Source organism: Streptomyces sp. WZ.A104 (genome assembly GCF_002382885.1).
Lineage (GTDB): Bacteria > Actinomycetota > Actinomycetes > Streptomycetales > Streptomycetaceae > Streptomyces.
The window spans coordinates 1-13,607 of the sequence record NZ_NWVL01000123.1; the positions used below are offsets into that span (position 1 = coordinate 1).

A 13,607-nucleotide genomic window follows, 5' to 3' on the forward strand; every position below is an offset into this window, starting at 1 on the left:
CGGCGCGCTGCCGCCGCTGCCGCCCGCCTTCCAGCCCGCCGCCCCGGCGCCCTCCGCCCCGCAGCCCGCGGCGCAGTGGCCCGCACCCGCGCCGACGAACGAGGTGCCCGGCGGCTACGGCTTCCCGCAGGCGGCCCAAGCACCTCAGGCACCTCAGGCCCCCCAGCCGCTGCCGCCGCAGGCCCACCCTCAGGCCGCTCAGGGACCGGGCGGTTACGGCTTCCCGCCACAGGGAGCCCAGGGCGGCTACGGCTTCCCCCAACCGCAGCCTCAGTCTCAGCCGGGCCAGGCACCCCAGCCCCCGCACGCACCCTTCCCGGCACAGGGACCGGGACCGGCCCAGGCCCAGCCCCCCGTCCCCGCCCAGGCCGCACCGAATCCGCCCGCGCCCGTGGCCCCCACCGGCCCGCAGCAGCCGGAGCCGTATCAGCAGCCGCACCCGGGGCAGCCCCAGCCGCCCCACCTCCCGGCCCAGCAGCCGGGGGCCGTCGACCCCCGTACGGGCGGGGCCTGGCCCACCCCGGTCGCGCACGACCAGCGCGAGCGTTCGGTGCCGGGTGCCCCGCTCGGGTACACCGCGGCCGTCGAGCTCTCCTCCGACCGGCTGGTGCGGGGCAAGCAGAAGGCCAAGAGCAGCCGTAACCCCTCCGCCGCCTCCCGGTTCAAGCTGGGCGGGAAGAAGGAGGAGGCCGAGCGGCAGCGCAAGCTGGATCTGATCCGTACCCCGGTTCTGTCCTGCTACCGGATCGCCGTCATCAGCCTCAAGGGCGGCGTCGGCAAGACCACCACGACCACCGCGCTGGGCTCGACGCTGGCCACCGAGCGGCAGGACAAGATCCTCGCCATCGACGCCAACCCGGACGCGGGCACGCTGGGACGGCGGGTGCGCCGCGAGACCGGGGCGACCATCCGCGACCTGGTCCAGGCGATCCCGTACCTCAACTCGTACATGGACATCCGCCGGTTCACCTCGCAGGCGCCCTCCGGTCTGGAGATCATCGCCAACGACGTGGACCCGGCGGTCTCCACGACCTTCAACGACGAGGACTACCGGCGCGCGATCGAGGTGCTCGGCAAGCAGTACCCGGTCATCCTCACCGACTCGGGCACCGGGCTCCTCTACAGCGCGATGCGCGGGGTGCTGGACCTCGCCGACCAGCTGATCATCATCTCGACCCCCTCGGTCGACGGCGCGTCCAGCGCCTCCACCACGCTGGACTGGCTCTCGGCGCACGGGTACGCGGACCTGGTGCAGCGTTCGCTCACCGTCATCTCGGGGGTCCGCGAGACCGGCAAGATGATCAAGGTCGACGACATCGTGCAGCACTTCGAGACGCGCTGCCGGGGCGTCGTCGTCGTGCCGTTCGACGAGCACCTGGCGGCGGGCGCCGAGGTCGACCTCGACATGATGCGGCCCAAGACCCGTGAGGCGTACTTCCACCTCTCGGCGCTGGTGGCCGAGGACTTCGCGCGGGCCCAGCAGCAGCAGGGGCTGTGGACGGCGGACGGCCAGAACCCGCCGCCGCAGTACGCACCGCCGATGCCCGGCCGGCAGGGCTACCCGGCACCGGGTCAGCCCATGCCCGGCCAGCCCCAGCCGGGACAGCCCGCACAGCCCTCGCAGCACGGCCTGCCCGCACAGCCCGGAACGGGCCAGCAAGCTCCGGGCCAGGCTCCCGGACAGCATGGCCCCGGCCAGGCTCCCGGTCAGCCGATGCCCGGTCAGTTCGCCCCCGGTCAGCAGCCGTACGCACCTCAGCAGCCCGGTCCCGGCCGGCCCCACCCGCAGCAGCACTCCGGGCAGCCGCAGCCCCAGCCGGGACAGCAGCCCCACCCCCAGCAGCCCTACGGCGGACAGCCCCCGTACGGGGGATACCAGGCGGCCGGTCAGCCGGGCGCGCCGCAGGGGCCCTACCCCTCGCAGCCCGCACCGGGCGGACCGCAGAACGGGTGGCAGCAGTCGCCGCCCCCGCCGGGTGCGCCCGGGGGCGGTGCGCCGCAGCCGGAGCAGCCGGAGCAGCAGGGCGGGCAGGCCAACCCGGCAGGCCAGCCCGATCTTCAGGGTCAGGTGCCGCCGGCCGGGTGGCAGCAGTCGCCTCCGCAGCCGCCGCAGGCACCTCAGCAGTAGGGGCCAAAAGGTTGAGACCAATGAGGGCCCGCACCGCTCACGCGGTGCGGGCCCTTGTGCTATTCCCGCAGCCCACACACGGTTTGACACACCGTTGACGAGGTCCGACAGCGCTGATAAACCTCGCTTCACCAACTGGCGAACCAGAGATCTGCCCGCCTTCTCCCAGCGAGTGATGACGCGAGGTCCCCGTCCATGGTCACAAGAGTTCCCGCCCGCTCCTTTCGGCCACGCCGACGCCTGCGCCTCCTGGCGGGCTCGGGCACGGTCGCCCTGGCGCTCGCCGCCGGCTCCGTCGTACCGGGAAACCCGCTCGCGCCCGCGCCCTCCGAGGCCCGTGCCGACGACGGGAAGACGACACTCACCGTCGCCGTCGCGCAGAGCGTCGACTCGCTCAGCCCGTTCCTCGCGCAGCGGCTGGTCAGCACGAGCATCCACCGGCTCATGTACGACTACCTCACCAACTACGACCCCAAGGACAACAAGGCGATCCCGGGCCTGGCCACCGAGTGGGAGCCCTCCGCGGACAAGCTGACGTGGACGTACACGATCCGCTCGGACTCGAAGTGGTCCGACGGGCAGCAGGCCACCGCCGAGGACGCGGCCTGGACGTTCAACAAGATGATGACCGACGAGGGTGCGGCCACCTCCAACGGCAGCTTCGTCGGCAACTTCGAGAAGGTGACCGCGACCGGCAAGGACAAGCTGGTCATCGAGCTGAAGGAGCCGCAGGCCACGATGGCCGCGCTCGACGTCCCGATCGTCCCGAAGCACATCTGGGAGAAGGTCGGCGACTTCTCGAAGTTCAACAACGACAAGAACTTCCCCATCGTGGGGAACGGTCCGTTCATCCTGACGGACTACAAGGTCGACAGCTATGTGAAGCTCAAGGCCAACAAGGACTTCTGGCGCGGCTCTCCCAAGTTCGACGAGCTGGTCTTCCGTTACTACAAGGACCAGGACGCGGCCGTGGCCGCCCTGCGCAAGGGCGAGGTGTCCTTCGTCGCGGGCAGCCCCAGCCTCACGCCCGCCCAGTCCGCCTCCCTGGAGACCGCCCCGGACATCAAGGTGAACGACGCCCCGGGCCGCCGCTTCTTCGCGCTCGCCGTCAACCCCGGAGCCCGTACCAAGGACGGTACGAGATTCGGTGACGGGCACCCGGCGCTGCTGGACCAGAAGGTGCGGCACGCGCTGTTCATGTCGGTCGACCGCAAGACCATCATCGACAAGGTCTTCCAGGGCCACGCCGTCGAGGGCGAGGGCTACATCCCGCCGCGCTTCGGCGACTACTTCTGGAAGCCCGCGGACGGCCAGAAGCTCGCCTACGACCCGCAGAGGGCCGCCGCCCTCCTCGACGAGGCCGGGTACGAGAAGAACGGCCAGGGCAAGCGCGTCGGCAAGGACGGCAGGCCGCTCGACTTCCGCATCCTGTGCCACGCCACCGACCCCAACGACAAGGCGATCGGCAAGTACCTCCAGGAGTGGTGGGGCGAGCAGGGCATCGGACTGAAGGTCGACTGCCTCGACAACGTTTCCGACCCCTGGTACGCGGGGGAGTACGACCTGGCCTTCGACGGCTGGTCCGTCAACCCCGACCCCGACTTCGTCCTGTCGATCCACACCTGCGCCGCGCTGCCGTCCAAGGCGAAGCAGTCGGCGGCGACCGACAACTTCATCTGCGACAAGCAGTACGACGAGCTCTACACGAAGCAACTGGCCGAGTACGACCCCGCCAAGCGGGCGGATCTGGTCAAGCAACTGGAGTCGCGGCTGTACGACACCGGGTACATGAACGTCATGGCGTACCCGAATGCCGTCGAGGCGTACCGCACCGACCACATCAAGTCCATCACCACCATGCCGTCGGACGCGGGCAACATCTACGGCCAGGACGGCTACTGGAGCTGGTGGTCGGCCGTCCCGGCCGCTGGGGCCTCCTCGTCGTCCTCCGACTCCGGTGGCAGCTCCACCGGGGTGCTCGTCGGGGTCGGGATCGCCGTCGTCGTCCTCGCCGGTGGCGGACTCCTGTTCGCCATGCGTCGCCGCTCCACCGCGGAAGACCGTGAATAGTCCATGAGCACAGAAAGCACTCCCGCGCTGCGCCAGGGCGCGGCGGGCGTGGAGAGCACGGAATCCGACGGCCCGGCTCCGGCCGGGCCGGCGGCCCGCGGCCCACGTTCCCGTACGACCGCCGCCTACGCCCGCTACGCGGCGGGCAAGCTGGCCGGTGCGGCCGTCTCCCTCTTCGCCGTCCTCGTCACCAGCTTCTTCCTCTTCCGGCTGATCCCCGGCGACCCGGTCAAGCAGATGACCGGCGGCCGTCAGGTGTCGACGGAACAGATCGCGTCGATGCGCCGCGAGTTCGGCCTCGACCTGCCGCTGTGGCAGCAGTTCACGCAGTACTGCGGCAAGGCGCTGACCGGCGACTTCGGTACGTCGTACCAGTTCCGTGCCCCCGTCATCGACAAGATCACCGAGGCGCTGCCCGCCACCCTGCTGCTCACCGGCACCGCCTTCGCGATCTACACCCTGCTCGGCATCTGGCTGGGCGCCCGGTCCGCCTGGCGCAACGGCAGCGCCGGGGACCGGGCCAACACCGCCTTCGCCCTGACGCTGTATTCGGTGCCCTCGTTCTGGCTCGGGCTGCTCCTCATCATCACGCTGTCGGTGGGCATCGGACCGGTCCCCGGGCTCTTCCCGACCGGAGGCATGGAGTCCGGCAACACCGAGGGCTTCGACCGGGTGCTGGATATCGCGCACCACATGGTGCTGCCGGTCCTCACCCTGGTCGCCGTGGAGTACGCGCGCACCCTGCTGGTGATGCGCTCCTCGCTGCTGGACGAGATGGGCAGCGACTATCTGACCACCGCCCGCGCCAAGGGGCTGCGCGACGATCTCGTACGCCGCAGGCATGCCGTGCCGAACGCGATGCTGCCGACCGTGACCCTGCTCTTCGTGAACCTCGGCACGACGGTGGCGGGGGCGATCCTGGTGGAGACGGTGTTCTCCTGGCCGGGGCTCGGCGGGCTCTTCTACCAGGCGCTGAGCGTGCCCGACCTGCCGTTGGTGCAGGCGCTGTTCTTCGTGTTCGCCGCCGCGGTGATCCTCATGAACACGCTGGCCGATGTGATCTATCCGCTGCTCGATCCCCGGGTGGGCCGATGACTGTCTCGACCGACAAACCCGAAGCCGTGCCGGTGGCGGGCCCGCGCGCGCTCGCCCGGGCCCGGCGGCGGCAGGCCGCCCTCCGCTTCTGGCGGCAGTACCGCACGCACCGGGCCGGGCTCGTCGGCCTCGGCGTGCTCGTGGTCATCGCCCTGCTGGCGCTGGCCGCTCCCCTGCTGGTGGGCACCGACTCCAGGAGCGTGACCGGCGCGCCCGGCGGCCCGATGGAGGCACCGAGCGGCGAATTCCCCCTCGGGACGGACCAGTTCGGGCGCAGCCTGCTGGCCCTGATGCTCTGGGGGACCCGGGTCTCGCTGACCGTCGGACTGCTGGCCGCGTTCCTCTCCGTGGCGATCGGCACCCTGATCGGGATCACCGCCGGCCACTTCAAGGGCTGGTACGCCACTGTCGCCATGCGGATCACCGACTGGTTCCTGGTGATGCCGACCCTGGTGCTGGCCATCGCGCTGGCCACGGTCCTGTCCCGGTCGATCTGGACGACGATCCTTGCGATCGGTGTGACGACCTGGCCGACGACCGCCCGTCTGGTCCGGGCCCAGACGCTCTCCGTCGAATCCCGCCCGTACATCGAACGCTCGCGGGCGCTCGGCGGCGGGCACGGCCACATCATGTCGCGTCATGTCCTGCCCAACGTCATGCCGCTGGTGCTCGCCCAGACCACACTCGTCATCTCCACAGCCATCCTCACCGAGGCGACCCTCGCCTTCCTCGGGCTCAGCGATCCCACGATCGTCTCCTGGGGCGGGCTGCTCCAGGACGCCCGCGAGGCGGGAGCGGTCAGCTCCGGCAACTGGTGGTATCTCGCTCCGCCCGGACTCGCCATCGCCGTCGTCGCCCTCGCCTTCACGCTGTGCGGCCGCGCCATCGAGTCCGTGCTCAACCCGAAGCTGGGGGTGCCCCGTTGACGGCCACGACCACGACGACCACTCCGAATCCGGACCCGTCCGCCTCGCCCGGCCCGTCGAAGCCGCTCGGCGATCCCCCGCTCCTGGAGGTGCGGGACCTCACCGTCGCCTACGGCAGCGGCAGCGACGCCGTCCCCGCCGTACGCGGTGTCGATCTGCGGGTGGAAGCCGGGCAGAAGCTCGGCATCGCCGGGGAGTCCGGCTGCGGGAAGTCGACGCTGGCCCTCGCGCTGCTGCGGCTGCTGCCCGCGACGGCCAGGCTGACCGGCGAGATCCTGCTGGACGGCGAGGACGTCCTGACCATGAAGTGGGGGCGGCTGCGGGCGGTCCGCTGGGCGGGCGCGTCGATCGTCTTCCAGGGCGCGATGCACTCGCTGAACGCGGTGCACCGGGTGGGCGACCAGATCGCCGAGCCGATCCTGCTGCACAGCAAGGCCACCCCGGCCGCCGCCCGCAGGCGCGCCGGTGAGCTGCTGGAACAGGTGGGTCTGCCCGCGGCCCGGGCTCAGGCGTACCCCCACGAGCTGTCCGGGGGGCAGCGTCAGCGCGTGATGATCGCGATGGCGCTGGCCTGCGATCCGCGCCTGATCGTGGCGGACGAGCCGACGACCGCGCTGGACGTGATGATCCAGGCGCAGATCCTGCGCCTGATCCAGCAGCTGGTCACGGACCAGAAGGTCGGGCTCATCATGATCAGCCACGACCTCGCGGTGCTAGCGGACACCTGCGACCGGCTCTCGGTGATGTACGCGGGCCGGGTCGTCGAGGAGGGCCCCGCCCGGCAGGTGTACACGGACGCCCGCCACCCGTACGGCAAGGCGCTCTCCGCCGCCTTCCCCAGGATCGGGGACCTCTCCTCCCGGCGCGCCCCGCGCGGGCTGCCGGGCGATCCGCCGGATCCGGCGGCGCTGCCGGGCGGCTGTACGTTCCACCCCCGCTGTCCGGTACCGCTGGACACCTGCGCGACGGAGGACCAGGAGCTGCGGGAGGCGGGGGGTGACCGCCGGGCGGCCTGCGTGCGGGTGGACGACACCCCCGCCGCATCCCCTCCGGCCCCCCAGGCCTCCCCCGGAGCCGACGGAACAACCGGGGCCGACGACACGAGGAGTACGACATGAGCACCGCCCCTCCGGTCGCCACCGCTCCCCTGCTCAGCGCCGAGGCCCTGAAGGTCGCCTTCCCCGGCCGGCGCGGGGCCGCCACCGCCCGGGCCGTCGACGGCGTCGACCTCGACATCAGGCCCGGCGAGATCGTCGCTCTGGTCGGCGAGTCCGGCTGCGGCAAGACAACGCTGGCCCGGTCCCTGCTCGGCCTGGTCCCGCCGACCGCGGGCCGGGTCACCTTCGGCGGCGCCCCCCTCGACTACACGGGCCGCGCGCTGAAGGCGTACCGCAAACGCGTGCAGCTGGTCCTCCAGGACCCCAGTGGCTCGCTCAACCCCCGGCACACGGTGTACGACGCGGTGGCCGAGGGGCTGCGCATCCACGGGTACGCGGGGGACGAACGGGCCGCCGTCCAGGAAGCCCTGTCCCGGGCGGGGCTGCGGCCTCCGGAGCGGTTCTTCCTGCGCTTTCCGCACGAGCTGTCGGGCGGTCAGCGCCAGCGCGTCGTGATCGCCGGGGCGCTGGTGCTGGAACCGGAGCTGATCGTGGCCGACGAGCCGGTGGCCTCGCTGGACGCGTCGGTCCGGGGCGAGATCCTGGCGCTCCTGCTGCGGCTCCGGGACGAGCTGGGGCTCTCGGCGCTGGTGGTCACGCACGACCTGGGGCTCGCCTGGAACATCGCGGACCGGGTGGCGGTGATGTATCTGGGCCGGATCGTCGAGACGGGCCCGGTCGAGCAGCTGCTCACGTCCCCTCAGCACCCCTACACCCAGGCCTTGTTGTCGGTCCTGCCCGAGGCGGAGGGCGAACCGGTGGTGCTGGCCGGTGAGCCGCCGGACCCCTCGAAGGTGCCCTCCGGCTGCCGTTTCCACGTCCGGTGCCAGGTGCTCGCCTCGGGCGATGCGGAGCGCGCCGGGGTGGCGGAGGCCTGCCGCACGGTGGACCTGCCGGTGCTGAACGGCGGGGCGGACACGCAGGTGGCGTGCCACTGGGCGACGGCGTGCGGCGAGGGGACGTAGCGAGTTCTTTTGCCCGTAACCATCAACTGCCCTACAACCGCGAAGAGTTCTTCGCGCACAACCCTTCGCGAAGGAAGCGGGCCACCAGCCTGTCCGGCGCGGTCGAGCGGCCGGACTCCACCGTCGGCCCGATGGCGGGCGGCACCCTGGTGGCGCTGCTCGGCCCGGTGCCGGCCTGGCCCTCAACGCGAGCTGCTTCGCCCTCGGCTCGCTGATCGTCGCCGCCGTGCTGCCTCGCGGTACGGGGCGTCCGGCCGTGGATACCTCAGCACCGGCCGACGGGACGGAACCGGGCTACTGGTCGCCGGTGCGGCGGTGACCGCCGTCGGGCTCACGCCGGTGGATCGCCCCCGACAGCTCGCCGAGCGGTCGGCCCGTGCCGCCCCAGCGGTGCTGGATGATCTCGGCGGCGATGGAGACCGCAGTCTCCTCCGGCGTACGGGCTCCGAGGTCGAGGCCCACGGGGGAGGCGAGGCGCGCGAGGTGGGCCTCGTCCACGCCCGCCGCGCGCAGCCGGGCCAGGCGGTCGCGGTGGGTGCGGCGGCTGCCCATCACCCCGATGTACGCGGCGGGCGTGCGCAGGGCCGTGGCGAGCAGGGGGACGTCGAACTTGGGATCGTGGGTGAGCACGCAGATCACGGTGCGGGCGTCGACCTCGGTGGACTCAAGGTAGGTGTGCGGCCAGGCGCACACGACCGCGTCGGCGGTGGGGAAGCGCTCCCGGGTGGCGAAGGCGGGGCGGGCGTCGCAGACGGTGACCCGGTAGCCGAGGAAGGAGCCGATGCGGGCGGTGGCCGCCGCGTGGTCGATGGCGCCGAAGACGAGCATGCGGGGCGGTGGGGCGTACGTCCGGACGAAGACGGCGACCTCCTGCATCCGGCGCTGGCCGTGCGCCCCGTACCACTGGATGCCGGTGAGGCCCTGGGCCAGCAGCCCGCGGGCGTCGTCGGTGACGGCCGCGTCCAGCCCCTCGGTGCCGAGCGTGCCGAGGGGTGCGGTCGCGGGCCCCTGGCCCGAGGGGCGGACGACCAGGCGGGCCCCGGTCTCCGCCTGCCCGGACAGGACCGTGGCCTCGGCGACCGGCAGATCGGCGGCGATCAGGTCCAGGACGGCCGAGAGGCCGGTCCGTTCGGCGGCGGTCGCGTAGGCGCGTACCAGCACCTCGATCGTGCCGCCGCACGTCAGCCCGACGCCGAACGCCTCGTCGTCGCTGATCCCGTACGACACCACGCGCGGCCCCGCCCCGGCGAGCACCTCGCGGGCCACCTCGTACACATCTCCCTCGACGCAGCCCCCGGAGACGCTGCCGACCACGGTGCCCGCCGCGTCGACCGCCAGCACCGCACCCGGGTCGCGGGGTGCGCTGCCGTGCACGGCGACGACGGTCGCCAGGGCGAAGGGGACGCCGTCGGCGCACCGGGCACGGAGGTCGGGCAGGATGTCGCGCACCCTGTCAGCATCCGCCGTCCCCGGGCGGACCGCACGGGGAGGGACGGCGTCAGTGCGTGCGGGCGTAGGCGGCGGTCAGCTCGCTGGAACGCTTCACGTCGGCGGCCATCGCCACCAGCAGCTCGTCGATCGAGTCGAACTTCAGCATGCCGCGTACGTACGCGAGGAAGTCGACGGCCACGTGCAGCCCGTACAGGTCGAGGTCGACGCGGTCGATGGCGTACGCCTCGACGGTCCGCTCGGTGCCGTCGAACTGCGGATTCGTGCCGACCGAGATAGCGGCGGGCATCGACTCGCCGTCCACCTCCAGCCAGCCCGCGTAGACGCCGTCGGCGGGGATCGCGGTGTGCGGCAGGGTCTCGACGTTGGCCGTGGGGAAGCCCAGCTCGCGGCCGCGCTGCGCACCGCGCACCACGATGCCCTCGACCCGGTGCGGGCGGCCCAGGATCTCGGCGGCTCCGGTGACGTCGCCCTCGGCGATCAGCCGGCGGGTGAGGGTGGAGGAGAAGGGCTGTCCGCCGCCCGCCTCGCCGGTGACGTACAGGTCGATGACCTCGACGGTGTAGTCGTAGGTGGCGCCCAGCTCGGTCAAGTAGGCGACGTTCCCGGCGGCCCGGTGGCCGAAGCGGAAGTTCGGGCCCTCGATGACGGTCTTCGCGTGGAGCCGGTCGACCAGCACCTTCGCGATGAAGTCGGCGGGCGACAGCTTGGAGAACTCGGTGGTGAAGGGCAGGATCAGCACCGCGTCCACGCCCAGCTCCGCCATCAGTTCGGCGCGGCGGTGGTGCGGGGCGAGCAGCGGCGGGTGGCTGCCGGGGCGGACGACCTCGCTGGGGTGCGGGTCGAAGGTCACGACGACCGACGGGATGCCCAGCTCACGGGCGCGCTCGACGGCCCGGCCGATGATCAGCTGGTGTCCGCGGTGCACGCCGTCGTAGGAGCCGATGGTGACGACGCTGCGTCCCCAGTCCTGGGGGATGTCCTCCAAGCCACGCCAGCGCTGCACTGTGACCGCTCCTCGCCCGAACCTGTGTACGTGTGTCTGTCGATTACGCAGGTCTAAGACTGCCATGCTCACGTCCCGCCGCCTGCATCGGCATCGGCATCGACGGACGTGATGTCTCCAACGCCTCCACCGTGCGCCGGGCGCTCGGTCCCACGACCGCCGCCCACTCCTGCGGGGCGTCGGCCAGCCAGCGGGTGACGAGGGCGGCGAATCCGGGCACGTCCCGGGCCGCTTCGACCAGGCCGCGGTCGAAGCGGGCGGCGCCCTCGGGGGTACGGACGAGCAGCATCCCGGTGCGGTGGACGAGTGCTCTCGTACGGACCTCCGGGCGGTGCCCCGAGCCGTCGGCGGCGGCCCGGAGCAGGGCCTCCAGCACATCCGGGTCCCGGCCGGTGACCTGCTCGAACTCCAGCAGGACCTCCAGCAGCTCGGCCCGCAGCGGCCGGGACGCGGTGCTCCCTGACCCGGCGAGCACCCGGGCGAGCGCGGCGCGCACCGCCGGCGGCGCGGGGCGGTCCCGCAGCAGCCCGGTCACCAGCGGCAGCAGCAGGGCGCGGGCGGCCGGGCCGTGCTCCAGCCGGAGGTCCACGTACTCCGCCGTGTGCGTACCGTCCTCGGGGTGGGCGTCGATGTACTCCCGTACGAGCCCGGCCACGTGCAGCGCGAGTGCGGGCGTGTCGAGCCCGGCCAGGGCCCGCAGCACCGCTCCCCCGCCGTCGCCGGGGCGGGCCAGGCGGGCGCGGAGCGCGGCGAGGACCGGCTCGGGGTGGGCCGGGAAGACCTCGGCGAGCAGCTCGACGGGGAGCCGGGGGTCCCCGGCGGCGAACACGCGCAGGGCCGCCGGGAGGTGGCGGTTCCTGGTCCCGGGGTCCCGGACGAGGAGGGTGAGGGCGGCCGCGTGCAGGTCGCCGTCCTCCGGGCGGGCGAGCAGGATCCCGGCGGCGGAGCGGAGCAGGGCCCGGTCGCCCTCGGCGGTGACCCGCTGCTGGAGCAGTCCGGCGTACCGGGCGGCGGCGGAGCGGCGGGCCGGGCGGTCCTCGTCGCGGGCCCAGCGCTCCACGGCCCGGCAGAGCGCGGTGGGCTCGTCCTCCGCGAGGGCGGCGAGCAGCTCGCCCGCCCGCTGGTGCGGGGTGGCGACCAGCGCGTCCGTCAGCTCGTCGACGGCGAGATCCCTGCGCGCGTACAGCAGGGCCTGCGCGGCGGCGGCGACCGTGGGACGCAGCGGCACGTCCGGCGGCGCGTCGGGGCCCACCATCAGCGGGCGTTCGTCGGTGAACCAGCGGCACAGCAGCGGCTGCACGGCGGGCGCGTCGAGCGTGAGGCGCCGGGCCACGGCGTCGAGATACCGTTCGTCGCCGTCGGTGCGGGGAACCCCGTCGGCGGGCACGAGGCGGCGGAGCAAGTCGATCCGGTCCTCCTCGGGCAGCCGCAGCCGTCGCCAGAACCAGGGCCCGAACTCCCCGTACGCACCTGGGCCTTCCGGTCCTCGGGCCGCGGAGCGCCGGGTGATGCGCCCGGCGAGAACCCGCAGAACGCCGAGATACGGGCGGGCGTCGGGCACCCTGAGCAGACTGCCGCCGAGCAGGTGGGCCGCCCACCAGGCAGCGTCCTCGTCCCGTGGCCCGTCGTCGGTCCACAGCCGGTCCAGCGCCTCGATGAGGTCGGCCATCCGGTGCGCCAGCGCGGCCGTGCCCTGGCGTCGGCCGAGGAGCACCATGGCCTGAATGACCGGCCCGATCCGGTGCCGGGGCACGGGGAGGCTGCGGGGCTCACGGCCGGCGCGGGGGCCCGCCCCCGGGTCCGGCCCGACGCTCTGCCGGTACGGGTCCCCGTCCAGGCCGCCGCTCCCGCGCCGCGGGGCTCCCGCCCGCCCGCCGCTCCCCCGGTGCCAGCGGTGCACCAGGGACCGCAGGGCCGCGTCCAGGTCGAGGTGGGCGCCCTGGACCCAGTCGCCGAGCTCCTCGTGGGCGAAGCGGTAGCCCGCGCCCGCGGGGACGAGGAGGCCCTCGGTCAGCACGGCGGAGGCCCAGCCGGTGCGCCAGGGGAAGATCTCCTCGAAGGCGGCCCGGTCCAGCTCGCCCTGGCCCGGTCCCAGGCAGCGGCGGGCCGCCTCGTGGACCTGGCCCGCCACCCGGGCGGCCAGGCGGCGCACGGCGGTGCCCCGGGGGTGCTCGTCGGCGGCGGCCGCGATCCGGACCGCGATGCGCACGCACATCAGGTCGAGGTGGGCGCCGAAGACGTCCTCGGTGTCGGGGCGGCCGGGGACGCCGGGGGGCAGCGCGGCGCGGACCTCGGCGAGCAGCCGCAGGGTGAGCGGGTGCCGGTCGTGGCCGGGGGCGAGGGCGGTCGGCGGGATGCCGTAGCGCTCCTTGGCCTTGTCGGCCTGGTCAGGGGTGAGGTCGCCGAGACGGAGGGCGGGCGGCAGTCTGCGGGCGGGGCGGCGGGGGCGGTGCAGGGCCCCCGGCGGGTAGAGGGCGCCCGCGGTCTCCCAGTGTTCGGGGCGGCAGGCGACGACGAGGCGGACCCGGTACTCCCGGAGCCAGGCGGCGGTGCCCGCCGTCCAGTCGGCGAGGTGGTGGGCCAGCAGCGGTGGCATCTCCTCGGGGCCGTCCAGGACCACGAGGAGCGGGTGGCCCGCGTCGGCGGCCAGGCGGGCGATGCGCTCCGGGGTGGCCGTGGCCATGTCACCGCGGGCCCCGGCGGCGGTGACGATGCGGGCGGCGCGGGCGAGCGTGCGGCGCGCGGCGTCGGCGATCGAGCTGTCGTCGGCCAGCAGGTCCGCGCCGCGGAGCCAGAGCGTGGGGGCGGGCG

Annotated in this window: 9 protein-coding genes and 1 pseudogene; 7 read left to right on the plus strand and 3 right to left on the minus strand. The window is 73.5% G+C overall.

Annotation, left to right across the window (positions count from 1 at the left end; translation table 11 throughout):
* The 7 genes and pseudogenes from CIB93_RS35560 to CIB93_RS39355 form a co-directional block, all read left to right on the plus strand.
* Positions 1–2,128 (plus strand): MinD/ParA family protein (locus tag CIB93_RS35560; protein WP_096632927.1); only part of this gene is annotated, 2,128 nt, incomplete at its 5' end.
* A 195-nt stretch (positions 2,129–2,323) separates the two neighbouring features.
* Positions 2,324–4,198, plus strand: a complete 1,875-nt coding sequence (locus tag CIB93_RS35565) for an ABC transporter substrate-binding protein (protein WP_096632928.1) — start codon at positions 2,324–2,326, stop codon at positions 4,196–4,198.
* Between the two features lie 3 nt (positions 4,199–4,201).
* Positions 4,202–5,293, plus strand: a complete 1,092-nt coding sequence (locus CIB93_RS35570) for an ABC transporter permease (RefSeq protein ID WP_096632929.1) — start codon at positions 4,202–4,204, stop codon at positions 5,291–5,293.
* Positions 5,290–6,219: an ABC transporter permease gene (locus CIB93_RS35575; protein WP_096632930.1), complete on the plus strand. Its 930-nt coding sequence runs from the start codon at positions 5,290–5,292 to the stop codon at positions 6,217–6,219. The genes CIB93_RS35570 and CIB93_RS35575 overlap by 4 nt, the downstream gene beginning before the upstream one ends.
* Complete coding sequence (locus tag CIB93_RS35580) at positions 6,216–7,337, plus strand: ABC transporter ATP-binding protein (protein WP_096632931.1); 1,122 nt, start codon at positions 6,216–6,218, stop codon at positions 7,335–7,337. Before CIB93_RS35575 ends, CIB93_RS35580 begins: the two co-directional genes overlap by 4 nt.
* Entirely contained in the window at positions 7,334–8,341 is a 1,008-nt protein-coding gene (locus tag CIB93_RS35585) for an ABC transporter ATP-binding protein (RefSeq protein ID WP_096632932.1), read from the plus strand. The genes CIB93_RS35580 and CIB93_RS35585 overlap by 4 nt, the downstream gene beginning before the upstream one ends.
* A 74-nt stretch (positions 8,342–8,415) precedes the next feature.
* Positions 8,416–8,642 (plus strand): annotated as a pseudogene (locus CIB93_RS39355) (MFS transporter); the annotation flags it as partial.
* On the opposite strand, the gene CIB93_RS35595 reads toward CIB93_RS39355, so the two are convergent.
* From CIB93_RS35595 to CIB93_RS35605, 3 genes are all read right to left on the minus strand, one after another.
* On the minus strand, positions 8,636–9,790 hold the full coding sequence (locus CIB93_RS35595) for an XdhC/CoxI family protein (RefSeq protein WP_096632933.1): 1,155 nt from the start codon (positions 9,788–9,790) through the stop codon (positions 8,636–8,638). The pseudogene CIB93_RS39355 and the gene CIB93_RS35595 sit on opposite strands and share 7 nt — an antisense overlap.
* A 49-nt stretch (positions 9,791–9,839) precedes the next feature.
* Entirely contained in the window at positions 9,840–10,796 is a 957-nt protein-coding gene (locus CIB93_RS35600) for a bifunctional riboflavin kinase/FAD synthetase (RefSeq protein ID WP_096632934.1), read from the minus strand.
* A 43-nt stretch (positions 10,797–10,839) separates the two neighbouring features.
* Positions 10,840–13,607 (minus strand): hypothetical protein (locus tag CIB93_RS35605; RefSeq protein ID WP_096632935.1); only part of this gene is annotated, 2,768 nt, incomplete at its 5' end.